Raw genomic sequence first — 26,473 nt, 5'->3', positions numbered from 1 at the left:
GTAAATAAAAAAGGGAGGCTTGTCGCCTCCCTTTTTTTATTCTTAAATATATTCTGTCTTATCGGCTCTTTTTATCTTCCATTGCCACCGTACGATCACGGCGCGCCAATGAAATCAAAGCGATGTTGTATTTATCTTTAGGAACCGAGATCACCGTTTTTGCAGGGATCGGCATTCCTTTGCGTGCTTTGTAAGTCAAATGCGGATTGAAGATCTGCGCTTTTGAATCGTCGCCGTCAAACCAGCTTACAATCTCTTTGTATTTTACGGATACAGGAAGTTTCAACTCTTGCGCATTCAAAGGCTTTGACCACAAAACTGCGCCAAAGTATTTGTTCGCATTTCTTTCTACTTCCAATGCCGCCAAGAAACTTGCATAGAAGTTGCGGGAGGCAAATCCGAAGCTTTTGCGCGAACGAACGTTTTGCACAAGCTCACTAAGTTCGCGAGTCTCGTAACTTTTCGTCATCTTCATAACACCTGTCGGTCCGTGGTTGTAACCTGTGACCGCCAAAGGCCAAGACTCGAGCATGTTGTAGTTATTGCGCAAAAGTTTCGCTGCCAGTTTTGTCGCTTCCAACGGATGATTGCGTTTATCAACCACCGGAGAAATCATTTTATAAGGTCTTGCCGTGTACGGCATGATTTGCCAGATACCACTCGCGCCGACTTTAGAACGCGCCATGATATTGAAAGAACTTTCCACGAAAGCCAGGCGAGTCAACTCTACTGGCACTTTCGCGTCACGGAAGATTTGTTCCATGTCTTCAAGATAGCGACCTGAATAAAAGATCGCATCCTGCATACGATCTTTTTGACCTAATTGAAAACGCAAACGATCGGCTTCTTCTTTTGAAAGCTTCTCGGCGATGACCTTTTTAACTTCATCGACTCTTTTTTGCTTTTCGCGTTCCGTTTTCAAACCTTTAAGGTCGACGACTTCATAAACTTTTTCGACGTTTTCAGCGTCATGGATCACGCCATGCTCAGTGGAATATTTAGTATAAATATCCACCCAGAACTGAACCTGCTTTTCCATGCCTTTAGGAATAGAAAACGCTGCTTCGTGATAACCCAAAGCAGAAGGCTGATTGGCAAAGCTAGGAGAACGCCATGGGCGGCTTTCTTCCGGGCTTCTTCCTAAAACTTGTGGCACCACTTGCGAGGCGATATCTTCTTGAGCTCCCGCAACCGGAGCCATAGCAAGTACTGCGTATAATAATGAGACACCTAGTTTCTTCATTGAACGTCCTTTTTCTCTAGATCTCGTCGGCTTATTTTACAAGATAGATAAGCAAATTATCAAAAAACGCGCGAATCTTTGTTTCATCTGTAGAACCGTTGTAAACAAATGAAAATGTGATCACACGTCCATCCTCCAAGCCCGCGTATCCCGCAAGAGACACGACGTTTGTGAGGAATCCCGTTTTTGCACGCACCCAACGCTCTGCGGGCGAGTTCTTCATGCGTTTTTTGAGCGTGCCATCAACTCCCGCGATGGGCAAGGATGTGAGAAATTCGGGCTGGACTCGGAAATCGTCGCGCAAATGCTGCAACACTTTCCACATCGCAAAAGAAGACAGTTTATTTTCACGTGTCAAACCAGACGGTGATTCCAATCGATACTGATCCGCCGGAAGACCCAAGCTTTGCATATGCTCATTGAGGACCAACATCCCGTCGGCGAGACTGGCACCTTTTGTTTTTTTCACGGCTCCCAAATTCTTTGTCAGCATTTCCGCGACGTAGTTGTTGGAAAACTTATTCATGTCGGCGACCATCTGCTCGATCGGCTTGCTTTCTGATTCCGCAAGCACCTCGGCCTTCTCTGCTGTGACACCGTTTTTGACTCCGCCGGTGAGTTGAATTCCTCTTTGCGCTAAAAACGCTTTCAGATTATAACCTGCCCAAAGGTCTGGTTGCGTGATGTTCTTAAAGACCACGACTTCTTTAACCCCTTGGCCGATGCTGCCACCGACATGAATGACGTCGCCGGGAAATTTTTTATCGTCTTGTCTGTCAGCGAGAAGATTGTTAGCACTTCCGCCGACTGTTTTCGCTTTGTTGACCAAACGGATGTACTCGTTTTCAGGATCAATAAAAACATCTGCGCCATTGCCCTTGCCATTCGGGCGCACAAAAATATTTACGGAGTTCCAGTTAAAACTCATCGCGCCGGCCGGAGCATCATAAGCGCGATCGACGCGTTCCTTCTGCCGGCTGACGTCGTAGCGCACTTTATCAAAAAGAGAATCATCCACGATGATATCGCCTTCGATCTTGGTGATTTTGTTGCGCGTGAAAGCGTTGACCAAAAACCACATGTTTTCAGAAACAAAAGACGGATCGCCGCCGCCTTTCAGATACAGATTTCCTTTGAGAACGCCGTTTTTAATAGCGCCGCTGGAAAGCAGCTGTGTTTTGAATTTATGGCCCGGAGGAAAATGCGCCAAGACCGCCGACGCTGTCGCGATTTTTGAAATAGAGGCCGGCACCATCAACTTCGCTCCGTTTACGTCCAGGAGGATTTTCATGTCCTCGCCTTCACCCACGGTTGCGTAAATCCCGAGGTCTTTATTATCAACACCGTATTTTTTCGCCAATGCTTGAAATTCTTTTTGAATGGTTTGAACGTCGGCGAGTTTTTCCTCTGCATAAGCGCTCATTGAAACAAAAAGGAACAACAGAAGGAATCGTGCTAGAAATTTCACTCGATAATCTCCGATGATGATGAGTCCAGGCTCGCTGTTGTGCTCGAATAAACAGCAGCTCTGGACAATAGTAATGGCAGCGGTTTTTATTCGCAAGAAGCAGAGTGAATTGTTAGACTGAAGTGCATGAAAAAACGTGAATGGCTCATCGTGATTCTTCCTCTGTTGGCGACTTGGTTGCTCGACCGTGTTACCAAACTCTGGGCGACGGGAATTACACAGCTTAAGTCTTTTGGTCCGGTCCACTTCGTCCTGCATCACAATCACGGCGCTATGCTCGGTTTGTTTTCAGATCTTCCTTCCGTGTTGCGTATCGTGTCTTTATCGACCGGCGGGGCTTTTCTTCTTTGCACCTATGCGTTGATTCAATATCTTCTGCCTATCAAGTCACTGACTTTGCGTTCGGGCCTTTCTATCTTGATCGGCGGTATTATCGGGAACGTCACGGACCGTATCATTTGGGGTTACGTCGTTGATTTTATCGTTGTCGGGACTCCCTCCCTTTCCAGTCCGGCTTTCAACGTCGCCGATGCTTTGCAGTGGTTGGGTTACGGCTTGATCGTTTACGCAATCATTCGTGAGGGCGAGTTGTTGTGGCCTGAAAACAACGTGCGCAAGCAATATTGGGTCAATATGCCCTTTCAGCTGAAATATTGTTTTATTCTGATGGCTGTGGGTTTAAGTCTGACGCTGATCTGCTTGGTGTTCTCATACACCTATATGCGTGTGACGATTCAGGAGCTTGTGGGCAATAACGCCTTTTTGCTGAACAAGTTTCTTGTTCCGTACGTTATTACTTTCATTATTATTTGCGTCGCTTTCTGCGCGATTCTCTTTGCGGTCGGACGTCTGATTTCCCATCGTATCGCGGGGCCGCTTTATGCCTTTGAAAGATTTTTGAAAACATCTTTGGAAGGCACTTCGTCTCCGTTGAAGTTGCGCGCTGGCGATGAATTCAAACATCTTGAAGAACTCGCTGAACAAATCAACGAACGCCTTAATCAAATCAAAAAAGAACGTACCGTCAACGTTATCGAATACAGCGAAGACGATTCCAAATAATGGGAAAAAGGTACCAGGTACCTTTTTCCCGACTGTTTTCTTAGCTTGCAGATTCCAAAGGTAATAAATCTTCATTGTTTGTAGAAGACTTGCGCGTTGCCGCTAAGACGGGAGCGGCTTTTTTCGTTGTCACGGTCTTGAAAGCTGCGACGGGGGCTTTCACTTCGACAGATCCGCCGCCGCCTTTGATCACTTCCACCAATGTTGAAATCACTTGGCTCATGCTTTCAGCTTGGGCGGAGAGTTCTTCTGCGGACGCCGCTGCCTCTTCGGAAGAAGCCGCATTCACTTGCGTGACTTGGTCCAATTGATTCATGGCCTTGCTGATTTGCGCGATACCGTTGGATTGTTCCGTGCTGGCTGCTGCAATTTCATTGTTCAAAGCTGTCACTTTTTTCACTGACGTTACGATCTCGCTTAAAACAGTTCCGCTGCGCTCGGCCTGCTCGCTGCCACGTTCAATTCTTTCAACACTGGTGTGAATAAGACCCGTGATATCTTTCGCGGCTGAGGCACTTCGTTGCGCCAAGGCCCGGACGGCCTCCGCGACGACAGCAAAACCTTTTCCTTGTTCTCCGGCGCGAGCCGCCTCCACCGCTGCATTCAACGCCAAAAGATTTGTCTGGAAAGCGATGTCATCAATCACGTTGATGATATCCGCGATTTTTTTAGAGTCTGTTGAGATTTCACTCATAGACATAACCAAATGACGGATTTCATTTTCGCCCCGGCTGGCAACTTCACTTGTTGAATTGGAAAGCGCCGCCGCTTGATTGGCATTATCCGCATTCACCCGCACCATCGAAGAAAGTTCTTCAATCGTGGCCACGGTTTCTTCAAGCGAAGAAGCCTGCTCCGTCGTTGCTTGAGACAATTGCTCTGCCGAAGTGGCAATTTGCTGGGATGCCCCAGACACCTGGTGAGACGAGCTCGACAAACTTTCAATGATGCTGTTGATCGCGCGGCTGAGGGACACCAAAACCACGGCACCAATCGTAACACCTAAAAGAATTGCCACAACGCTGGTGAGAACCATCAGCAGTTTAGCATGGGAATAATCAGTCTCTGCCTTTTGCGCGTCTTCGACCATGCGCTGTTCATTACGCTCGACTGTCGAGTTGATCACTTCTTCGCCGGTTTTGCGCAGAGCCGTCCCTTTTTGATGGCTCAGCTGAATTGCTTTTTGATCTTCACCATGAAGAGCCAACTGCTGGATCTCTTTGCTTAAAGCCCACCAAGCTAAATAGTTTTCCTTGAAGTGCGCCATCTCCTCTTTGCCTTTTTCAGTGGAGATATCGTAGAGCTTATCTACTTTCTGCAACATTTCGTTATGACGATTTTGCATTAAAGCGCCCACGGTCTCCATGGCTTGAGGATTTTCTTCCAGCACGAAGTTTCTTTCATTCATCATCTGCAGGTAAAACAGCGCTTTGATATCTTTAACCAAAGAAACACGCGCACTTCTTTCGTGTACGATCGTGTTTAAAGCGGCATTGATTTGCTCCATGCGGCTCAAACCGATTCCTGCGATTGCAATTGATCCAATAATTAAAATAGACAACACCAACATGAACTTAAAGTTCAGGCTTCTTTTTTTCATTTCTTCTCCATGTGCAATAACGATCCATAAAAGCCGCTCCGGAGGCGGCTTCCAGCATTAAAATTAAATTGTTGCTCATTTTCGGAATAGAACGAGGTAACTTAAGTCCTATTTATAAATTATTTTTTGTGTAATGATTCTTCACGAAAAGACGATAGATTTTTCGGAATTTAAAAAACGACCGCAACGTCACCAATACGATTTAAGTAATAACGTTTTGCGGTTTGGTCTTTGTGACAAAAAGCCTGCAAATAATCTCCGTCCGGGTTTCTGACAATTCCAATCGGAGTCAAACGGCGAACTTCTCCTTTGGCAGAGCCGCCTTGATAAACCATATCCACATGCTTTTTATTCTGAACGGCTTCAATCAGAGTTTTAATGTGAGTATTGGCTGACATCATCAAAGCATAGTCTTTCCAATACAGGTTTTTGCCCTGACTTTTGATCGCCTGAGCGAGCGTTGTTTGCTCACCCATTTTTTCAAAGCACGCCAAGCCAACATGCAAGCACGACTTCGCGTCGTCGTACGCACGATGTGCCTGCCCACCGTCAATCTGCAGGTGCTTCACCAAAGTTTGCAGTTTGTGATTGTCCACACCGTGAATCCATTTGCGCGAAAGAAGACTTGTGCATAAAGCAGGTTCGGCAGGCAACGGCAAAAGCGCTTTTTCAAAATCCAACGTCACAAATCCCAAATCGAAAGGCGCGTGATGAGCCATCACAACAGAACCTTTAATAAACTCGTGCACCTCGTGGATTTTATCCGCCATGGTCGGTGCGTCCTGAACCATTTCGTTGGTGATGCCATGAATGCCGATAATAAAATCGCTCATGAGCTCGCGGGGTTTGAGCAGAAACTGCATTCGCCCGATCTCTTGCCCCTTGTACCACTTCACGGCACCCAACTCGACGATATCGAAACCGACCGGATAAGCTCCGCTCGTTTCCGTATCAAATGCGACATATGTGTACTCGTTTAATGGAAGATCCAAGTTCATTAATACCGTCCGACCCTTGCGTTGATGGCGAGAGAGTACATCGGTCTTCGCTTTTGGTCCAGTTCCAGGATCACAATTCCCTCGAATTCTTTGTTTTTCAATCCTGAGTAAGTCACAATGAGACGAACTATCTATGCGAAGATACATTGCTTTTATAATTATTCTTGCGACGTCCTTAGGTGCTTACGCTGCCGATGGAAATCACTCTCCCACCTTTGCGCTTTCCGGAGACGTGAGTCTTCTTTCCCACTATGTGGAAAATGGACTCTCGCAAAGCGACCAATCCCCGGCTTTGCAGGGCTCGTTTTGGTTTAACTTCGGCCCGCAATTCCGCCTGGGTGTATGGGGATCGAATACAAATTTCGATAATAGCGATGATCATTTCAACCTGCGTTTGAACGCCGACATCAAAGTCAACTTCACTGCAAACACTCACGCTGTCATCAGTTACAGCGAAAGCCAGTACTACAACGGTGGCGAGCACAACGGAAATATCTTAGGTCTGCATCTTCACTTCTGGGATTATCGCATTGTGTATGAGGGTTTCAGTAACTGGGAAGCCACGGACGAACGCTCTACGCGCGTTGCCTTTGGGGCTCTCACGACAGTTTTTGGTTCTTGGAAATGGAATAATGAGATCGGTTACAACACTCCGCAGGTCGACACCATCAATCCTTATTTTGATGCTCGCACCGGATTGGGAACAAAATGGGGTGTGATTTTCTTTGAGGGAGCTCTCACCGGTACCAGCGAAAGCTCGCAATTCCATGGCGCTGGAGATTTTTTCTTTATTCTGTCTGCGAAGACGGAGTTGTAATTCCCGTTTCTTCTTTCAGCTCTTGATCCACTTGTTGTTTCAAATCTTGTCCTGCAGCCGCTTTTTCTTTTTTGCGGTTGCTGATCTGATTCACAAAGTTATCATACACAGACATATCCACACGAGAAGGCCCGAACAAAGTTTCGAGCTTGCGCGGTTTTCTGCCGTCTGACGTAATTTCTTTTTGCGCGATCTTAATGCGGATAAAACCAATCAGCTTTGCCGGATCAATTTCACCGCGCTTTTCTTTAACGTTGATGCCGCCGGAAATCGTCGTGGTATTACCCTCGAGTGACGCCAGGATCTTGTTGCGTACGATATCAAATCTTTCCGAAGCCACTTTATTCGCCGACATCACACTGCCGTCTGGAACCGCTTGTACGAAAAGACCAGAGGTGATCTTAATGTCCGCGTCTTTCAAGCCGGAAGTAACGCCTTTGATTTTGTCCATGACTTTAACGAAGTTCGCATTCGGTTGAGCGGAACCTCTTTCAAAAAGCATGTAATCAGGGATATCGAAGTCATAACCTTCCGGAGTGACAACGACGTTCTTTGCCACATCGTTCATCTGATCCGCAAGATAAGCCGCTACGACTTTTGCAGATCCCATATCCAAAAGATTCGGAGTTTTATCCACGGGCTCCATAAAACTTTGGAAGGCTTTCAATGGTTCGTTCAAGATATCCAAGAAAAGTTTTTCCAGAGTTAATTCCGCACCGAAGTTTTGGAAGTTATATTCAATCACTGAAGGCGTCGAAAAATAATCAGACACGGCCTTCTTCGTCTCTTCAGATTGACCCACAAGCCACATCACGAGGAAAAAGGCCATCAACGCCGTCATAAAGTCGGCCAAGGCCACCTTCCAGGATCCCCCGTGGTGACCGCCGCCAGAGACGATAATCTTTTTGATGACGATTGTCTGTTTTTTCTCTGCCATTTTTTATCAGTCCAGTTCCGCGGGCTTGCGCCCGCTTCGCATCTTCGGCGCTCGCCGAATTAAGCCGCTTTCTTAATTTCTTTTGTTGCCTTGTCGATCTCATCGAAAGAAGGACGCTCTTCCGGCATGATCGACCGACGCGCATACTCGACACACACGATTGGCGGAGCGCCTCTTTGCAAAGCCACCATCGCCGCTTTAATACAAGACAAGTAACGACCTTCCGCTTCGATATCCGCATTCATCTTTGTTGCTGTCGGACCAATCAAACCGTAGGCACCGAAAACCCCTAACATCGTTCCCACAAGGGCGCTGGCAACAAGGGCACCAATCTTTTCAACCCCTTCGGTCAAGTGAGCCATCGTTTTTACGATACCCAAAACGGCGGCGACGATACCCAAACCCGGGAAACCATCCGCCACAGTTTGCACGGCATGAGCTGCCATGTGTTCTTCCGAGTGAATCGCTTTAATATCGGCATCCAAAAGATCATCGACGTCGTAAGGAGACATCTCTGCAGAAAGAGTGATCTTCATCGTATCGCACAAGAAGTGAACCGCGTGGTGATTGTGCATGAAGCTGGGATAGGCTTTGAAGATGTCGCTCTTATCCGGTTCTTCAATATGTTTTTCAATCCCTTGAGGTCCTTCTTTTCTGAAAGCCTGAAAAAGTTGAAACATCATCTGCAAAAGTTCGACGTAGTCTTTCTTTTGCGGTCCTTTCGCAGTCATCGCTTTGATACTGAGTTTGAAACCGGCTTTAATGATCTTCATCGGATTGGCAATGATGTATGCACCTAATGCCGCGCCCCCGATAATCATCAATTCCAGCGGAGCTGCTTTGATAATTACGGACATGTGACCACCGGCTAAAAGGAAGCCGCCGAACACCATCACGAATACAACTATGATACCTACAAATCCCATATGGTATGACCTCTCAGTTTCTCTATCGGAGAGAAGTGTGTTAATATTGAGTCACTGCCGAATAAACTTGCCCATAGTCGAGAGTGAGACTAAGAGGAAAGATATGAATTTCAGCCTGAAGCACATTTTAGTACTGGCCCTTCTCTTCAGCTTTGGTCCTAGGTCGTGGGCGCAAGTCGCCGATCCTGAGAATACAGATCCTTTATTAGTAGAAACGAAAGTTCTTCCTTATGAATGGAGTCCCGGCCAAGGCGGCAGTCTTGAAATTAAAATGAAACTGCCTGAGGGCTATCACGCTTACGAAGATCAATTCAAAGTGATCATCCTTGAACCGGATGGTTTTCAAATCGCACCGTTCAAAGTGGAACCTCTCAAAAAATGGTTCGATAAATTTTCCAAACGCGAGCGGCAAGGTGTCGAGAGGTCCGCGACACTGACGGCGCATATCGAAGCGCCTTCCCGCTTTTTAAAACGTCACGACAAAATGAAACTGGAACTGGTCTATCAAGCCTGCACGGACCAGTTTTGCTTATTCCCAACGACAAAGATTATTGATGTCCCTATTTCCGTGACGGTCGTTGAGGGTGAAGCGCAATTGCAAGCGGCTGAAGTCAAGCCCATGGAAAAAGCTCCGTTCTTTGATGCTGGAGGTTTTCAGAAATACTTAGGCACAAGCATGTTGACGGGTTTGTTCTTCGTTTTCATCGCGGGTATCTTCACAAGCTTCACGCCCTGTATTTTCCCGATGATTCCGATCACTCTTGCGGTTTTAGGAAATCACGCCAATGAGCGCACACGTTTGCAAAACTTCATCACGAGTTGCTTCTATGTTTTGGGAATCGCGACCACTTATTCTCTTTTAGGTTTGCTGGCGGCCTCCACCGGAGGCGTCTTCGGCGCAACACTGGGGAATCCATACGTTCTGTCCGTCATTTGCGTGATCTTTTTGGCGATGGCCTTAAGCATGTACGGTCTTTACGATTTGCAAGTTCCGGCGTTTATCCGCAACCGCTTGGGTACGGGAAAACAAAAGCAAGGACTTGGCGGCGCTTATCTAACAGGATTGTTTGCGGGTATTGTCGCAAGTCCTTGTGTCGGACCAGTGCTTGTTGCGATTTTGACTTTCGTGGCTTCAACACAGAACAAGATGATGGGATTTTTATATCTCTTCGTCTATGCCTTGGGATTGGGTTTGATCTTTATCGCCTTGGGTGTATTCACAGAGTTGAGCCGTGCCTTGCCACGCTCCGGCCCGTGGATGAACGGATTTAAATTTGTTCTTGGCACTTTGATGTTGAGCGCTTTTTATTATTACTTGGAATTACTCCTGCCCGACCGCTGGTTTGATCTTGCACTAGGTGTGGGCTTGATCACACTGGCAAGCATCTATGGCGCCTTCCTTGCGACCGGTTCCGGAGTCAGCCCTTTCAAGCGTATTCGCAAAGGACTGATGCAAGCCGTTCTTATCGTCGGAATTGGTTACATTGCGATCTCCGCCTTTGATCTTCGTCCTTACATTCAGGGACGTATCATGGCCAACGACAGCTTGAACCAAATTCAAAAAATAAATTGGCAGCCTTATTCTGAAGAGCTTTTGGAAAAAGCGGCTAAAGAACAAAAGCCCGTGATTATCGACTTCTGGGCCGACTGGTGCGTCGCATGTCATGAGCTGGAAGAACAGACATTCACGGACGCTCGCGTGCGCGCCATGGCGCAGAACTATGTACTTTTAAAATTCGATGCTACGAAAGACTCGGAGCAGTTGAAAGCCTTGAAGAAGAAATACAACATTCAAGGCTTGCCCACAGTGATCTTTATCAATCCTCACGGTGTGTGGATTGATTCACTGACTCTCACCCAATTCGAAAAAGCCGATGCCTTTTTGAAGAGAATGGAAAAAGCGGGACAATAACCGCACATGCAAGAAATAAAAAAGCCGGTTGGGATCACCGGCTTTTTTTTTATTTTTACGGGAAAGCTTACAGGCGTTTCAACCGCGCGATTTCCATTTTGGCTTCGTTCAAAGCTGTTTGGCAGGAAATCATTTGCGCTTCTTTTTCAGCCAAAAGTTTTTGCAGATGATTCATTCTGACTTCAAAACTTTTGATCACATTGTTGTGGCGATCGACCATCTCTTGAACTTTAAGATCCAAGCTTTTGCGCTCGTTCACTCTTTGCGCTAGTTGCGTGATTTTTTGACCGGCTTCTGTAGCCAGGCCGTTATGGCTTTGCTCGAGGCGGCTCAAAAGAGAGCTGTGCTTTTCGAACTTCACGTTGGAAGTTTTGATCAGCTCGTTCACAGTCGCGACAACCTTGTTCAACTGTTCCGCCAAGGCTTGGTTTTGCGCCTTCAATTCGAAAATTTGGCGATCTGTGTTCAAATAGTTATTCCCGCCTGTTCCCATATTGACGGGCATTTCCAGGCTTGGAGATTTGGAGACTTTCTTTTCGCCAAACAATTCCGGATTCAACTCTTTATGCATATTTTGCCCCTCCTGGGACTTCAAAAAATTCTACGTTTTCCATCATATTTTCTCTGGACTAAAAATTCAAATGTTCATACTTTAGGGCCATGCTTAAAGTCGGCCAGCTTCTCAAATTCGTCTCGGATCTTAATCCTCAAAATACTCCGACGCGTTTGTCTTTTTACAACTTCCTCAGAGGGTTTCCTCACCCTGAAGACGTTCTGACGCCAGAGCTGATCGAGATGTTTTTCAATTACTGCATGGACTATCCGCACTGGGCTTCGAACAAGCAGCAGCTCGGTCATGAAGTTCAGTTTTTGTTGGAGAATTTCAATAGCTTCTACCAGCAGAAGTTTGATCTCAGTCCGATCCGTTTTCCGCAAAATATGCAGCTGATCGAGATCGAGCATTTCTCCGATCTTGTTGACGCGGTGAGTTCATATGTTAAGACTCTCTGCGGCGAAAATGATAAGTTCCGCATTCTTCCTGATCAGAACAAAAGAGCGGTGGCAATTCTTCTGCGCGAAGATAAGAGCCTTGAGGTTCGCACTTTCGATCGCAAGTTCACAATTCGCGAAGGTGCTTTGGAGCCTCTCCGCAAGGATCTGGTTCTTTATTATACGCCGGAGTTGGAGTTAAGCTCGCATCACACGCACAAAATTGAGGTCGCTCCTTACATCACGGCGCAGTTCCGCGTTCTTGGCGATAAAGTGACGGGTTCACTTTTGCGTGGTTATGTTTTCCAAAAATTACAAGAAATGAAGAACGAACCTTTGGCTGAACAGACCCGCGTTTTGTTCCCTATTAAGCGTTTAGAGCAGTTCTTCGTCGACCGCCGCACAGATCCTTACTATCAGGATTTGGTGAGCCAACTTGAGCGAACTTGCGCTCTTATCCAACAGGGTGACTCTGAGGCCTTGAAATGGTCTTCCATCATCTTGGGTAAGGCGGAAACCGCTGTCGACAACGTGTTCTTGGGAGACAAGCTCATGACCTTGCTCGCGCGCGACCTCCGCCATGCTATTGCTGAGTTCAACCGCAAGAATCTCTCCTCTTCTGACCTCACTGGTGATATATTGCGAGTTCAACAATTACCTGAGGCAGATGAAGAATGTCTGAAAATAACTCCACTCAAAGAGTTCGACTTAACAAATTAATCGCAGATAGCGGCTTGGCGTCCCGTCGTCATGCAGATCGCATGATCGAAGAAGGCCAAGTCACAGTGAACGGCAAACGCGTTTACGAGTTGGGTATCAAAGTCGATCCGCAAAATGATCGCATTCTTGTTGAAGGTAAACCTCTTCGCAAGCCTTTGACTCAAAAACTTTACATCATGTTCAACAAGCCAAAAGGTGTTTTGACAACGATGGAAGATCCGCATGATCGTCCAACGATTGCAGAATATCTTGAAGGTGTTCCAACTCGCGTTTTCCCTGTGGGCCGTTTGGACTGGGACTCTGAAGGCATGCTTCTTTTGACGAATGACGGTGATTTCGCCAACAAGGTTATGCACCCGAAAGCGGAAGTCACAAAAACTTATCTTGTGAAGCTAGATGGCCAACCTCTGCCTCACCACATTGAAAAGCTGAAAAAAGGCGTGACCATCGTGGGCGGTAAAGTTTCTGCCCGTCACTTAGAGAAAATTAAAAAAGCAGGCGATAACAAATCCGGCAAATACGATTGGTACAAAATCGTGATCACGGAAGGTAAGAATCGTCAGATCCGTCAGATGTTCGCGAAAGTGGGCTTTGACGTTTTGAAACTTCAACGTGTCGGTGTCGGCCGCTTGCGCTTGGGCGCGTTGAAGCCAGGCGAGCTTGTTTACTTAAATGACGTTGCAATTGAGCGTGTTTTCCTTCCTGACGATCCGGATGAAGTGAAAACAAAACGCACTTACAAAGGCCGCGCGGCTTCTTTCAAAAAAACCGCAAAACCTGCCTCTCGCTTGAGAGTTAAAAAGAGCAAAGAAAAATAAAGATGCCCGCACTCAGCCCACGCTTACGAGGAACGATTCAAATTTCCATCGCCAGCGTGGGTTTTGGTTTTTTAGGGATCTTCGGAAAATGGGCTTTTGCTTCGGGGCTTTCTGTCGGCGAGTTTCTTTCTTATCGCTTCACTCTGGCCGCTCTTCTTATCTGGATTTTTCTTCTGCTCTTCAAACCAGGCTGGATTCGTTTGACGGGAAAACAAACTGTCATTGCGTCTTTGCTGGGAATTTTCGGTTACGCTTTATTTTCGACTCTGTATTTTGAAGCGGTGGAAGGTGTCAGCGTCACGCTGGCGGCTTTGTTGCTTTATACGTATCCGTTTTGGGTGAACGTCTTTTCGCATTTTTTTACTCACGATAAAATTTCACGCAAAGAAGCTCTTTGTCTTGTTGCCGCTTCCACAGGACTTGTTCTTTTGTTATGGGGTCATATCGAAGTACAAAACATTTGGGCGATCGTCGCGGGACTGCTTTCAGGAATTAGTTACGCCATTTATGTTTTGCTTTCAGGGCGTTTGCAAAAAAATGTCAGACCGATTTCATCCACTCTGTATGTTATTACGTTTGGAGCGATCGCGCTGTCTTTGTTCCATCGTCCTGATTTTTCCCAAGTGCAAAGCCTTACAAGCTTTCAGGCATCGTGCATTTTAGGAATCGCCTTGATCTGCACGATTTTGCCTTTGACGTTAGAACTCGCAGCTTTGCAAAAATTAAAAAGCACCGAAGTGGCTTTGCTTATGATGATCGAACCGCTTACAGCCGCGATCATGGGTGCGATTCTTTTTCACGAAAGCCTGAGTCTTCGTCAATTTATCGGTGCCCTTATTATTGCCGGCGCTCTTGTCGTGAATACGATTGCCAAGAAGCAATCCATCTCAAACTGATACGCTGACGGAAACTTTCTCGACAAAATATAATCAAGTTCACGTTTGTAAGATAATTTTTCGTGTTGGCTTTCCGATAAGTGTTCCATGAAGCACTTATGGAACGTTTTGGTATTGCTGTCTCTTATGGGTTGCCATTTGGCTGCCGATATTGGCGCATCCCTTTCCGCTCCTGACATTCAAGTGGCCACAGATCTGCAAATTTCAAACGGCCCGACTCCTCTCAAAGGATCCTGTAAAAGCGGTTTCGACGTCCATATATACAGCGAAGATGGAAGCATCGACGAAATCGTTCCGTGCGAGAATGATAAATACGCGACCACGGTACAGCTTTCGGGTGATGAAGGTCTTAAAACTATCTATGTTGAATACGATAAAAAAATCGATCGTCTTGAACGAAATCAAGTAGCGGTTTTGTACGATGTGACTCCACCGGCGTCCGCTCCTTCTTTACAGGGATGGAGTGGAGGAGCATCGAATGACATCAGTGATCGCACGGTAAATATTGATCCGGCCGATTCTTCGGTCGTGTCTTACAAATATCTTTTAAGCAACACACCTTGCGCGGGTCAATTAGCGGTCTTGCAAGCCCAACCGGAAAAAGACGTCGAAGAAGCCGTAACATTGAATGTCTCTTCTGAAAACAATTATTACCTCTGCACTCTTTTGAAAGACAATGCCGGAAACTGGCAAACTTCGGCGAACCAAAGTGCGGTTCTTGAGATTGATCTCACCGCACCGGTCGTGACGGTGACCTCGCCCGCGTTGAATGAAGCGGTGGAATCTTCTTTTACGATCAACGGATCTTGTGAAGACAACGGCAACAGTGTTGCCATTACTGGCGGAATTGATAACAGCCCGGTGATTCTTGCCTGTGTCGCGGGATCGTTCACGGGAACCTTGCAACCAACGGGAGCCGATGGCGGAAAAAATCTTTCGCTTCAACAACTCGACGATGTCGGAAACATCGGAACGCTTTCACACGACGTTGTGAAAGATACGACGGCGCCTGTTATCACGATTGCCTCACCGACAAACAACAGCACGATAGATCCTGTGGGTCTTTCCGTTTCTGGAAGTTGTACGGTTGGCGACACGATCACTTTAGGCGGCACGATTGCGGAGGCGGCACAAACAGTAACCTGTCAAAGCAACGGAACGTGGAGCGCTGTTGTGAACTTCACGCAAGAGGGCGAAGCGCAAACTTTCACCGTGACCCAAACGGATACTTTAAATCACTCGGACTCTGAAACCGTGAATCTAATTGCGGATCCTCCGGTTTTTGCATTGAGCGGTGCTCGTCCCGCTTTAGCGGTGCGTGGAGTCGCCTGCGCCATGTGCCATGCGAAGGTCAAAGGCGATATCGTCACCGATTTCGGTCATGGACAATCTTATTTCCTAGGACACGAAGCGCCCACCGTTGGAGTGCAAATCCGTCCTTATGAAGCCGGTATTTATTATGAGGACTGGCGCGACGGCGTGCAAATAACGGGGAATCTTTATACAAAGAATGCTTCTGTCGTTCTGACAGATTATGTGAATGCGCTCGCAGATCCCAGCACCGGTAATGCTATTCCCGGAGGCGGATGGACCTTGCTCGACGTCGTGACAAAACAAATGTACAGCACGGCCCGCGCCGTCTTAGTAAGACTTGCCAACTACATCGGTGTCGCACCGACGGATGCGGCTCCAGGTTTGTTTGGTACGGCGATTACGAAAAACAATGTGTTGATTTCCGCGCCGACGGTGGCGCAAATAAACGCGTTAACGGCCTCGATGACTTTAGTAGCGAGTGATTCCGGCGTTTCCATTTATAAAAAATCGACGGCGACTCTCACCAATCTGAATATCGTTTCCGGTGTTGGCGGTCAGAGGTATGTGCGCAACAGCGGCACTGTCGAATGTTGGGGTGATATTGTCATTCAAGGAGCTCTTTTCTTGGATAACTTGCAATTGAACTCGCGAGCCATGGGATGCCGTCTGCATGTCACCGGAGCCGTCTTCATTCGCGATGCCGTGAATTATTTAAATGAAGCGACGTATTCGAAGGTCAATCTGCAAATCACAAGTGCAAGGGCCGTCATCGTAGGATTCAATCCTAACTATATGTTCGAACGCTTTAGCTCCACAGTGTGGCCGAAGGTTCCTTCGAAAAATTATCCTGATGACGCTTCGGCATCGGGAAATATTTCCGCCGTTCTTAATGATGCTGCCCGCATACCTGATCTCACAAATGATTCAGGTCCTATCATGAGGGCTTCTTATACGACATATTCCGGTGGCGCTATCGCCACGAAAACTCCCGTCGGAATTTTACAAAATCAGACAGCCTCAACGGCGGATCAGGCCGCCCTCATTGCCGCAGGAACCGGCTGGGCCGCAATTCCGGGGCAAGAAGCTACGTACAATGCGATTCGCTCTAACTGTACAACCGATACGACTTTGGCAACGACGAATTCCATTCCTTGCATCTTGGAGTGGGCGCAAGAGACCGGAAGAAAAACTGTGAACTTTAAACGTCTGCTTCTCAACGCACCGATTATTCATAGCCGTTATTATGGACAGTTCAAAGGTATCGTCATCGCCGACTTTTTCTTACCGGCAGTTCAGCATCTTGAATATGAATACGACACGACTTTCGATAGCGTTCCCGTTCTGCCGTTAGTTATATCGAATGTATATAACCTCTCAGATTAGTCCTTAACTGCGTGTCGCAATCTGAGACGATGGCCAATTAAGCCATCGCAATTTGGACGTTGGACTCTTATAACTTCCTGTTAAAAATCCGATAAGAAACCCATGAGGAACTGCACGTATCTGGCTCTCATTTTTCTTCTCATATCGTCGGTGGCATCAGGCTCACCGAATTCGCTGACTTATCAGGGCCGTATTTTAAAATCAGATGGGACCGCGCTTGAATACGGGCACGTCAGTTTCCTTTTTGAGATTACGAATCCAACCGGTACTTGCGTCATTTATCGTGAGCAAGTCGATGATGTGAACATGATCAATTCCAAAGGGATCTTTGACGTTCCCATTGGCTCAGGTACAAAACTTTTCCCGACGGCACCCACTTTCAAACTTGTCGACGCATTTAAAAACTCTGTTCTTCATTCGTGTTCAGGAGGCTCCACCTACAATGCCGCTTCCGGCGACACTCGTTTACTCAAAGTGCAGTTTCATGACGGATCAGGCTGGAAAGTGATTTCCCCCTCCAATGAAATTCGTTCTGTGCCTTTTTCTGCTTACGCTCTTTCCGCTGAGACCTTGGGCGACAAACAAGCTTCCGATTTTGTTTTAAAGACGGGAGTGCCGACTTGTAGTGCCAGCGAATTTCTTTCATTTGATGGCACGAATCTGACTTGTGCACCCGTTTCGGGAGCGAGCGGAGGAACCGTCACAAACGTCACGTCCGCGAATGCTTATGTTACGATTGCAAATGGCAGTTCGACTCCGCAAATCACTTTGAATGTCGGCACAACCGCTAATACCGTTGCCGCAGGTAATGATCCTCGCTTGTCAGATGCCCGTCCTCCGAATGGCGCTGCGGGTGGTGATTTAAGCGGCACTTATCCCAATCCTTCCGTTGCAAAAATTCAAAACGTGGCCGTCGCGAACGCGGCTCCCAGTAATGGACAGTTCTTTAAATTCGATGGAGCGCAGTGGATAGGCTCCGCTATTGCTATTTCCGACGTTACGAATTTAAGTGCAACTCTTGCGACTTATCATACAACGGCCGCTTTCAATGCAGCCGTGGGAAGTGGGAACTGTGCGGCTCACCAAACTCCTTATTGGAATTCCGTTTCGGGTTCATTCCAATGTCAGGCAATCAATGTTTCCGTCGCTGGTGATGTGAGTGGAACTATTGGCGCCGTGTCTGTGAATAAAATTAAAGGCGTGGATGTTGATACGACAGGTTTAACTTCGGGTCAGGTGTTGAAGTATGACGGCACGAAGTGGGCTCCCGCTAATGACTCGAATGCGGGTGGCACTGTTACGAATATCGCCACAGGTACTGGATTAAGTGGTGGCCCTATCACTTCCACTGGAACTATTTCTCTTGCAAACACTTCTGTTACTGCTGGCTCCTATGGATCAACAACGCAAGTTGGAACATTTACTGTTGATGCTCAAGGGCGCTTGACGGCGGCTTCAAATGCAGCGATCGCTTTTCCAGTAACGTCTGTTGCAACTAAAACCGGTGCTGTCACATTAGATTATGGTGACATCAATAGTGCCGCTTCTAAATATCTTACGTACAAACCTAATAATGTGGCTTGTACGGATGGCCAAGTTTTGAAGTGGATCACGGCCAACTCGCGCTGGGAATGTGCGAACGACACAGATACTTCCTCTGGTGGTACCGTGACGAATATCGCAACAGGAATCGGTCTTACAGGGGGGCCAATTACTTCAACGGGAACTATTTCACTTGCGAATACAGCGGTCACTGCAGGGTCTTACACTCGCGCAAATATCACGGTCGATGCTCAAGGTCGTTTGATTGCTGCTTCTAATGGAGCCGCAGTGAATCTTGCCACGGAAGTCACGGGAACTCTGCCGATTGCGAATGGCGGTACAGGCGCGACCTCACTCACTGCAAATCGAATTCTTGCCTCGAATGGCACAGGCTCGGCCGTCACGACATTTAACTGTACAACGGGACAGCTTCTGACCTTTGATGCGACAGGAATGATGACTTGTACTTCATTTGTGAACGGATCGGTTTTCTTGAACGGCGGAAATTCATTCGGCGCCGCAGGGATTTTGGGTACGAATGACGCAAATCCGATGAACATTGAAACAAACAACACGATCCGTCTGTCTATCAGTGCGGCGGGAGATCTTGCGATCAATACGACGGTCGATACCAACGCGAAACTTAAAATTCGTGCGGGATCAGCAACACAAGCTCCTTTGAGTTTGGATACTCCCGCATCGGGGATTCCGTCTATTGATTTCCTTCGTAACGGCACATGGAAAGGAACTCTGGGTTTTGCTAACGGTTCTGGCGATGAACTCTATGTTTCCAACGGCGTCAGTGGACCCATCGTTTTTGATACGAATAATACCGAAAAAATGCGTATTCAAGCTGACGGCAAAGTGGGCATAGGCACCGACACTCCAGCGGAAGCTTTACATGTCATTGGAACCGTTCGTGCCGGAAATGCGACGGCGACATCGGCAAGTCTTATGTTGGTGGATGCTTACTCATCAGGACACTTAACTACGTACGGTACGGAATACTCCAGCGGGGGACCTCTTATCGGCTATGGTGTCTATGGTGCGGGAGCCTCCAATTCATTTTTATCTTCCACGTCGAGTGCGGGTCTTACCCGGGCCGCTTTATCTATGGGCGGTATTGATGGAATCCGTTTTTATAGTAGTGCCGCGCAAACGGTGACAGCGGGCTCAGCTATCGCGTTGAACGAAGTGATGCGCATCACAAACACAGGGCATGTGGGTATCGGCACCGGAAGTCCATTGTATCCTCTGCATGTTGTCGGTACAGGATACATCACTGACGGAAGTTCTTATCTTGAGTTGCTTTCGCGTTCCGACTCAGCACTGAACGTCACGAACAATCACGCTACAAAACGCGGCTTTACAATTCACCATGCGAATAGCAGCGGCTACATTGCGCAGTGGTACTATTGTCCTGGTGGTGCTTGTGCGCAAAAAATGTATTTTGATTACAACGGAAATATGTGGATCGGCGGAACTCTGACGGAAGCATCGGATGCACGCTTGAAGAAAAACATCGAGACTCTTCCACATAGCCTCGAAAAAATTCTGAGTCTCAATGGTGTCTCTTACTATTGGAAAAATCCTGAAGCTCCAGAAAAACAAATCGGTCTTATTGCCCAAGAAGTCGAAAAAATTTATCCCGAAGTCGTTCGCACTGACAAAGAGGGCGCAAAGTCCGTCGCTTATCAAAAGCTTGTCGCGCCTCTCATCAACTCCATTAAAGAGTTGTATCAGCTGATGACGAGCGAAAACAAAAAACAAGATCGCGAAATAGCCTCTCTGAAAGAGAATAACGCTCATCTCAACGCGAAGTTAAAAGAGCTAGAAAAGCAAAACGACGACTTAAAATCTGCTATCTGCGAGATGAGTCCGAAGTCGAACATCTGTCGAAAAAAATAAAAGACGTCTTAGACAGTCGTCTCATAACGAGACATGTGTAGTTAACACTACGTAATTCAGACCTTCGCCTCTGTTATTAACAGTTAAAATTCCGATAAGAATAATATGCTATACGGTACGTATTTGGCTCTTTTGCTCTTCTTGTCGGCGTCTGTAGGATTGGCTTCGCCCAATTCACTGACCTATCAAGGCCGTATTCTTAAATCCGACGGAGCACCTCTCGAACACAACAGCGTCAGCTTTCTTTTTGAGATCACCAACAACTCTGGATCTTGCGTTATCTACCGTGAACAAAAGAACGGCATCAATATGACGAACAGTCATGGTGTCTTCGACGTTCCTATCGGTACGGGAACAAAGATGTTTCCATCATCACCCACAAAAACTTTGTTAAGTGCTTTTGATAACAGCGTCGTTCACGACTGTGCTGACGGCGATAACAATGTCGCAGGCACGTACACTCCCGCCGTTGGACATACGCGTTTGTTACGCGTGCAGTTTCACGATGGCAGCGGCTGGAAAGTCATCAGTCCTGATAACGAAATTCGTACTGTGCCGTACGCCGCATATGCAAAGTCCGCTGAAAAATTGGGAGAGAACCTGGCCTCTGATTTTGTCATTAAAACAGGGATCCCGACGTGCGGAGCCAGTGAGTTTTTAACTTGGAATGGAACAGCCCTTTCTTGTTCCGCCGTCAGCGGAGCTAGCGGCGGGACCGTCACAAACGTTTCGTCTGCGAATGCATATCTCTCTGTCACTAATGGAACCTCTACACCACAATTGACGGTGAATGTGGGTACGGTTGCGGGAACTGTCGCTGCCGGTAATGACTCACGCTTTACAGACGCGCGCACTCCTTCAGGTTCTGCCGGAGGAGATTTAAGCGGAACTTACCCCAATCCTTCCGTTGCGAAACTTCAAGGTGTCGCTGTTTCTGCGGTCGCTCCGACTTCAGGTCATTTCTTGAAGTATGATGGCACGAATTGGTTGAGCTCGGCCATTGCGATTGCTGACGTCACGAACTTATCGACGACGTTAAGCAACTATCACACAGTAGCTGCTTTCAATGCGGCGGTCGGAAGCGGAAACTGCGCGGCTCACCAAACTCCTTATTGGAATTCTGTTTCGGGTTCGTTCCAATGTCAGGCAATCAATGTTTCCGTTGCGGGTGATGTGAGTGGAACTATTGGTGCGGTTTCCGTAAATAAAATCAAAGGTGTTGATGTTGATACAACCGGTTTAGCTTCAGGCCAGGTGTTGAAATACGATGGAACAAAATGGGCTCCTGCAAATGACTCGAATGCGGGCGGTACTATTACAAACATCGCAACAGGTACTGGCTTAAGTGGTGGTCCTATTACTTCGACAGGAACTATTTCATTGGCAAATACGGCGGTGACGGCGGGCTCTTATGGATCTGCAACTCAAGTCGGTACGTTCACTGTTGATGCTCAAGGCCGCTTAACTGCCGCGGGCAATACCGCCATTACATTCCCCGTTACATCTGTCGCTACAAAAACTGGCGCGGTGACTCTTGACTATGGCGACATTAACAACGCTGCTACAAAATATCTTACTTATCGACCTAACAATGTTGCTTGTACAGACGGTCAGGTTTTGAAATGGATCACTGCCAACTCTCGTTGGGAGTGTGCGAATGACACGGACACTTCAAGTGGTGGTACGGTTACAAATATCGCAACAGGTACTGGCTTAACTGGTGGACCTATTACTTCCACAGGAACTATTTCTCTTGCGAACACAGCGGTGACTGCGGGTTCCTATACTCGTGCAAATATCACAGTCGATGCACAGGGCCGTTTGACGGCGGCTAGCAATGGCGCTTCCGTCAATCTTGCGAGTGAAGTCACCGGCACTTTGCCTGTTGCGAATGGTGGCACAGGAGCGACATCTCTGACGGCGAATCGTCTGCTAGCTTCCAATGGCACTGGCAGCGCGATAACAGCCTTCAACTGCGCAACAGGACAGCTTGTTACGTTCGATGCGACTGGCATGATGATCTGTTCAACATTCACGACCAGTTCTGTTTTTGTGAATGGAGGAAATTCTTTTGGTGCCGCGGGTGTTCTTGGAACCAATGATTCAAACGCCATGAATATTGAAACGAACAATACAACTCGTCTTACAATCAGCGCCGCTGGTGATCTTGCCGTGAACACAACGATAGATACAAATGCGAAAATGAAAATTCGCTCTGGCTCGACAACCCAAGTTCCGATGATTCTCGACTCCCCGGCTTCGGGTATTCCGTCGATTGATTTCCTTCGTAACGGAACCTGGAAGGGAACTCTTGGATTCGCAAATGGCGCTGGCGATGAATTTTATATCTCTAACGGAGTGAACGGACCTATTATTTTTGACACTAATAACGATGAAAAAATGCGTGTTCAGGCCGATGGCAAAGTCGGCATTGGTTCTAGCGGCCCTGGAGCACTTCTTCAAGTCGGTGCTTGGGACGCGCAGGCCACTTACAACAGTATTTTCGTCGGCAGTTATCACAACACTTTGGGTCAAGCGCAGTTTGTCGGTAATTGGAACAGTACAGGTTATTGGGGTATCGGTCCCGTGGCAAATCCTGCCAATGGTGTCGTGCGCATCGGAAACGCAAATCCAACCGGTGACTGGAGAGCTACTCAAGATTTAGCTCTGCAAGTTCCAGGGCGAATCGGAATTGGTGCAACGACCACAAATCCTGAAAGAGTCCTCCATATCAAAGGGACTGGCGGTTCCGATGACGACGTATACATACAATCGCAACACAGCTCGACGGGCGAGGGTGCTTTGATCCTGACACGCGCTCGCGACTCTGCCGGAGCTCCCGCCGCTGTTCTGACAAATGATAGTTTAGGCTTTCTTTCCTTCCGTGGATACGACGGCGCCGCATTTGTGAACGCCGGAAGTATTTCGTCGTATGCCGCTTCGGATTTTGCGACATCCAAGTCGGCGATATTGACCTTCAATACTCTCGCATCGGGAACTGTCGCGGAACGAATGAGAATTCATTCTAACGGCTACGTCGGTATCGGAACGACATTACCTGGAGGACACCTCTCGGTTTCTTCGGCGTCCGCCTATACGATGATTTACAACACCAACACAGCCGCCGGCGGTCAGGCATGGAGATGGTTGTCCTCATCCACGGCGGCTCCGCTCGGTGCAGACTCCATGTGCTTTGCGCTGAACGTTTGTTATTTCAGTTTATATGCGACAGGTAATGCGACTCTTTCGGGAACTTTGACTCAGTCTTCGGATGTTCGCCTTAAGAATGATATCACGCCGATCCTCAACGCCCTGGATAAAATCACAAACATTCAGGGTGTGACTTATCAATGGATCGATAAAGAAAAAGACCAATCAAAACAAATGGGTCTTATCGCTCAAGATGTTGAGAAGGTTTTCCCTGAGGTCGTTAAAACAGATAAAAACGGATTTAAGTCTGTTGCCTATCAAAACTTGGTGGCTCCAATCATTGAAGCCATTAAAGAGGTGAATCACCGATGGTCTTCGGACTCACAAATCATTCACAAAGAATTGGTCGCGCAAAAACGAGAGATCGCTTCTCTCAAAGAAGAAAATAAAAAATTGAAAACACAGGTTGAAGAAATCTCTTCCATCAAAAAAGCGCTGTGCAAACAAGATAAGAATCTCGACTTCTGCAAAAAATAACCCTCGTTACAAATCACCAAAAATAGACTGGTAATTCATTCGCAACCCTTTCAAATTGAGACGGTTTCTTAAAAGGATCTTACATTCGAATAATTCAGGACTTAAGCCCTTCTAAATAGTTGTTAAGATTCCGATAAGATATACATGAGAATTGGTACGTCGCTTATTTTATTTCTCGCGTTTTTCGCTGCGCTCGTTGTTGAAGCTGCGCCGGCGTTGTTCACTTATCAAGGACGCATCCTAAAATCTGATGGCCAAGCTCTTGAGCACAACTCGGTCAGTTTTATTTTCGAAATCACAAACCCGAACGGAACCTGTGTTATCTATCGTGAACAAAAAGACGGCATTAACATGGTGAACTCCAAAGGGGTCTTTGACGTACCAATCGGCTCTGGCACAAAACTTTTCCCTGCGGATCCATTCTATTCACTCTTAGACGCCTTCAATAATACAAAAACTCACGATTGCGTCGGCGGAGCAACTTATTCTTCTCTTTCTGGCGACATTCGTTTATTGAAAGTGCAATTTCATGATGGCAGCGGGTGGAAGGTCATCTCTCCATCCAATGAAATTCGTACGGTCCCTTTTTCTGCGTTCGCCCAGTCTTCCGAAAGATTGGGAACAAAAACTGAAAATGATTTCTTTGTAAAAACGGGATTGCCCGCGTGTGCTTCGGGAGAGTTTTTGACTTGGAACGGAACGGCGCTGGGTTGTTCACCCGTTTCCGGAGCCAGTGGCGGTACTGTCACCAACGTCACTTCGACAAATGCCTATATTACTGTCGCGAATGGCACTTCAACTCCTCAGCTCACCTTAAACGTCGGAAGCGGAGCTGGAACTGTTGCCGCAGGAAATGATTCACGCTTAAGTGATGCCCGCACTCCAACAGGAGCCGCTGGCGGAGATTTGAGCGGTACATATCCGAATCCCTCTGTCGCTAAGGTTCAAGGTGTAGCGGTTTCAGCTGCGGCGCCGACTTCAGGTCATTTTTTAAAATATGATGGTTCGCAATGGGCGAGTTCAGCTATTGCGATGAGTGATGTTACTAATTTAAATACGACGCTCAGTAACTATCATACGGTGGCGGCATTTAATGCAGCCGTCGGAAGTGGGAACTGTGCGGCTCACCAAACGCCTTATTGGAATTCCGTTTCGGGATCCTTCCAATGTCAGGCGATCAATGTTTCCGTTGCAGGTGACGTGAGTGGAACTATTGGTGCCGTGTCTGTTAATAAAATTAAAGGCGTGGATGTTGATACGACAGGTTTAACTTCGGGTCAGGTGTTGAAGTATGACGGCACGAAGTGGGCTCCTGCTAATGACTCGAATGCGGGTGGTACTGTTACGAATATCGCAACAGGTACTGGATTAAGTGGTGGTCCTATCACTTCCACTGGAACTATTTCGTTAGCAAATACTTCTGTAACGGCTGGATCTTATGGTTCAACAACACAAGTTGGAACATTTACTGTTGATGCGCAAGGGCGTTTGACGGCGGCTTCAAATGCAGCGATTGCATTCCCCGTTACTTCGGTTGCGACTAAAACCGGTGCTGTCACTTTGGATTACGGTGATATCAATAGTGCTGCTTCGAAATATCTCACTTACAAACCTAATAACGTTGCTTGTACGGATGGCCAAGTCTTGAAGTGGATTACTGCCAACTCTCGTTGGGAGTGTGCGAATGATACGGACACTTCTTCTGGTGGTACGGTTACGAATGTTAGTAGTGCCAATAGCTATCTCTCTGTTGCGACAGGCTCTTCGACACCCGTTCTTACCGTGAACGTGGGAACAGCCGCAGGAACTGTGGCTGCTGGTAATGATGCACGTTTTACTGACTCAAGAACTCCGACTGGCTCTGCTGGTGGAGACCTTAGCGGTACTTATCCAAACCCAACTGTGGCAAAACTTCAAACGAAGCCCGTGAGTGCGACAGCACCAACAACAGGACAAGTATTGAAGTTTGATGGAACGAATTGGGCTCCGGCTGCGGATAGCAATGCGGGCGGTACTGTTACGAATATCGCGACGGGCACGGGCCTTAGTGGCGGACCGATTACTTCTACTGGAACTATTTCATTAGCAAATACGGCGGTAACTGCGGGTTCTTATGGTTCAACAACGCAAGTTGGAACATTCACGGTGGATGCGCAAGGGCGTTTAACGGCGGCAGCGAATTCTGCGATTGCGACTAATTTCTTCTCCTCCCCCCTCATTTTTTTGTTTATTTTAAAAAAAAATAATTAAAA

At 47.3% G+C, this 26,473-nt stretch carries 17 protein-coding genes; 10 read left to right on the top strand and 7 right to left on the bottom strand.

The genetic code is table 11. The annotated features are described in order from the left end of the window. Positions 1-58 precede the first annotated feature (58 nt). Together QJS83_RS02785 and dacB are read right to left on the bottom strand one after the other, a co-directional pair. Positions 59-1,243, bottom strand: a complete 1,185-nt coding sequence (locus tag QJS83_RS02785) for a lytic transglycosylase domain-containing protein (RefSeq protein ID WP_284607547.1) — start codon at positions 1,241-1,243, stop codon at positions 59-61. A gap of 31 nt (positions 1,244-1,274) precedes the next feature. Beyond that, on the bottom strand, positions 1,275-2,711 hold the full coding sequence (dacB, locus tag QJS83_RS02780; protein WP_284607545.1) for a D-alanyl-D-alanine carboxypeptidase/D-alanyl-D-alanine endopeptidase: 1,437 nt from the start codon (positions 2,709-2,711) through the stop codon (positions 1,275-1,277). 126 nt (positions 2,712-2,837) lie between these two features. On the opposite strand from dacB, the gene QJS83_RS02775 reads away from it, so the two are divergent. Next, positions 2,838-3,773: a signal peptidase II gene (locus tag QJS83_RS02775; RefSeq protein WP_284607544.1), complete on the top strand. Its 936-nt coding sequence runs from the start codon at positions 2,838-2,840 to the stop codon at positions 3,771-3,773. Positions 3,774-3,813: 40 nt separating this feature from the next. Here QJS83_RS02775 and QJS83_RS02770 read toward each other — a convergent pair whose 3' ends face one another. Together QJS83_RS02770 and QJS83_RS02765 are read right to left on the bottom strand one after the other, a co-directional pair. Beyond that, positions 3,814-5,373 carry a methyl-accepting chemotaxis protein gene (locus QJS83_RS02770; protein WP_284607543.1) on the bottom strand — a complete coding sequence of 520 codons (1,560 nt, stop codon included), beginning with the start codon at positions 5,371-5,373 and terminating at the stop codon, positions 3,814-3,816. A gap of 170 nt (positions 5,374-5,543) precedes the next feature. Beyond that, the gene (locus tag QJS83_RS02765) at positions 5,544-6,371 is read right to left on the bottom strand and encodes an exonuclease domain-containing protein (protein ID WP_284607541.1); all 828 of its coding nucleotides are present in this window, start codon (positions 6,369-6,371) and stop codon (positions 5,544-5,546) included. Positions 6,372-6,504: 133 nt separating this feature from the next. Here QJS83_RS02765 and QJS83_RS02760 point away from each other — a divergent pair, with 133 nt between their 5' ends. Beyond that, positions 6,505-7,188 carry a TorF family putative porin gene (locus QJS83_RS02760; protein WP_284607539.1) on the top strand — a complete coding sequence of 228 codons (684 nt, stop codon included), beginning with the start codon at positions 6,505-6,507 and terminating at the stop codon, positions 7,186-7,188. Here the strand turns inward: QJS83_RS02760 and QJS83_RS02755 are convergent. Beyond that, positions 7,160-8,125, bottom strand: a complete 966-nt coding sequence (locus tag QJS83_RS02755) for a flagellar motor protein MotB (RefSeq protein WP_284607538.1) — start codon at positions 8,123-8,125, stop codon at positions 7,160-7,162. The genes QJS83_RS02760 and QJS83_RS02755 overlap by 29 nt on opposite strands. A gap of 59 nt (positions 8,126-8,184) precedes the next feature. Continuing rightward, positions 8,185-9,051 carry a flagellar motor stator protein MotA gene (gene motA, locus QJS83_RS02750; protein WP_284607537.1) on the bottom strand — a complete coding sequence of 289 codons (867 nt, stop codon included), beginning with the start codon at positions 9,049-9,051 and terminating at the stop codon, positions 8,185-8,187. Between the two features lie 103 nt (positions 9,052-9,154). Here motA and QJS83_RS02745 point away from each other — a divergent pair, with 103 nt between their 5' ends. Continuing rightward, entirely contained in the window at positions 9,155-10,963 is a 1,809-nt protein-coding gene (locus QJS83_RS02745; RefSeq protein ID WP_284607536.1) for a protein-disulfide reductase DsbD family protein, read from the top strand. 67 nt (positions 10,964-11,030) lie between these two features. On the opposite strand, the gene QJS83_RS02740 is transcribed toward QJS83_RS02745, so the two are convergent. Beyond that, positions 11,031-11,534 (bottom strand): hypothetical protein, encoded by a 504-nt coding sequence (locus QJS83_RS02740; RefSeq protein WP_284607535.1) that lies wholly within the window; start codon positions 11,532-11,534, stop codon positions 11,031-11,033. A gap of 89 nt (positions 11,535-11,623) precedes the next feature. On the opposite strand from QJS83_RS02740, the gene QJS83_RS02735 reads away from it, so the two are divergent. The 7 genes from QJS83_RS02735 to QJS83_RS02705 all read left to right on the top strand — a co-directional run bounded on the left by QJS83_RS02735 (position 11,624) and on the right by QJS83_RS02705 (position 26,471). Continuing rightward, complete coding sequence (locus QJS83_RS02735) at positions 11,624-12,673, top strand: hypothetical protein (protein WP_284607533.1); 1,050 nt, start codon at positions 11,624-11,626, stop codon at positions 12,671-12,673. Further along, positions 12,628-13,491: a pseudouridine synthase gene (locus QJS83_RS02730; RefSeq protein ID WP_284607532.1), complete on the top strand. Its 864-nt coding sequence runs from the start codon at positions 12,628-12,630 to the stop codon at positions 13,489-13,491. Before QJS83_RS02735 ends, QJS83_RS02730 begins: the two co-directional genes overlap by 46 nt. A 2-nt stretch (positions 13,492-13,493) precedes the next feature. Then, positions 13,494-14,387, top strand: a complete 894-nt coding sequence (locus QJS83_RS02725; protein WP_284607531.1) for an EamA family transporter — start codon at positions 13,494-13,496, stop codon at positions 14,385-14,387. An 87-nt stretch (positions 14,388-14,474) separates the two neighbouring features. Further along, entirely contained in the window at positions 14,475-17,084 is a 2,610-nt protein-coding gene (locus QJS83_RS02720; RefSeq protein WP_284607530.1) for a hypothetical protein, read from the top strand. Positions 17,085-17,186: 102 nt separating this feature from the next. Beyond that, positions 17,187-20,534 (top strand): tail fiber domain-containing protein, encoded by a 3,348-nt coding sequence (locus QJS83_RS02715; RefSeq protein WP_470287786.1) that lies wholly within the window; start codon positions 17,187-17,189, stop codon positions 20,532-20,534. Positions 20,535-20,639: 105 nt separating this feature from the next. After that, on the top strand, positions 20,640-24,221 hold the full coding sequence (locus QJS83_RS02710; protein WP_284607527.1) for a tail fiber domain-containing protein: 3,582 nt from the start codon (positions 20,640-20,642) through the stop codon (positions 24,219-24,221). 144 nt (positions 24,222-24,365) lie between these two features. Continuing rightward, a complete protein-coding gene (locus QJS83_RS02705) occupies positions 24,366-26,471 on the top strand; it encodes a hypothetical protein (protein WP_350159202.1) in 2,106 nt (701 codons plus the stop codon). Positions 26,472-26,473: the final 2 nt, after the last annotated feature.

Source organism: Bdellovibrio sp. 22V, from assembly GCF_030169785.1.
In the GTDB taxonomy this organism is placed as follows: Bacteria; Bdellovibrionota; Bdellovibrionia; order Bdellovibrionales; family Bdellovibrionaceae; genus Bdellovibrio.
Note: the sequence above shows the minus strand (reverse complement) of the source record. Positions and strands in the feature narration are given on the sequence as shown.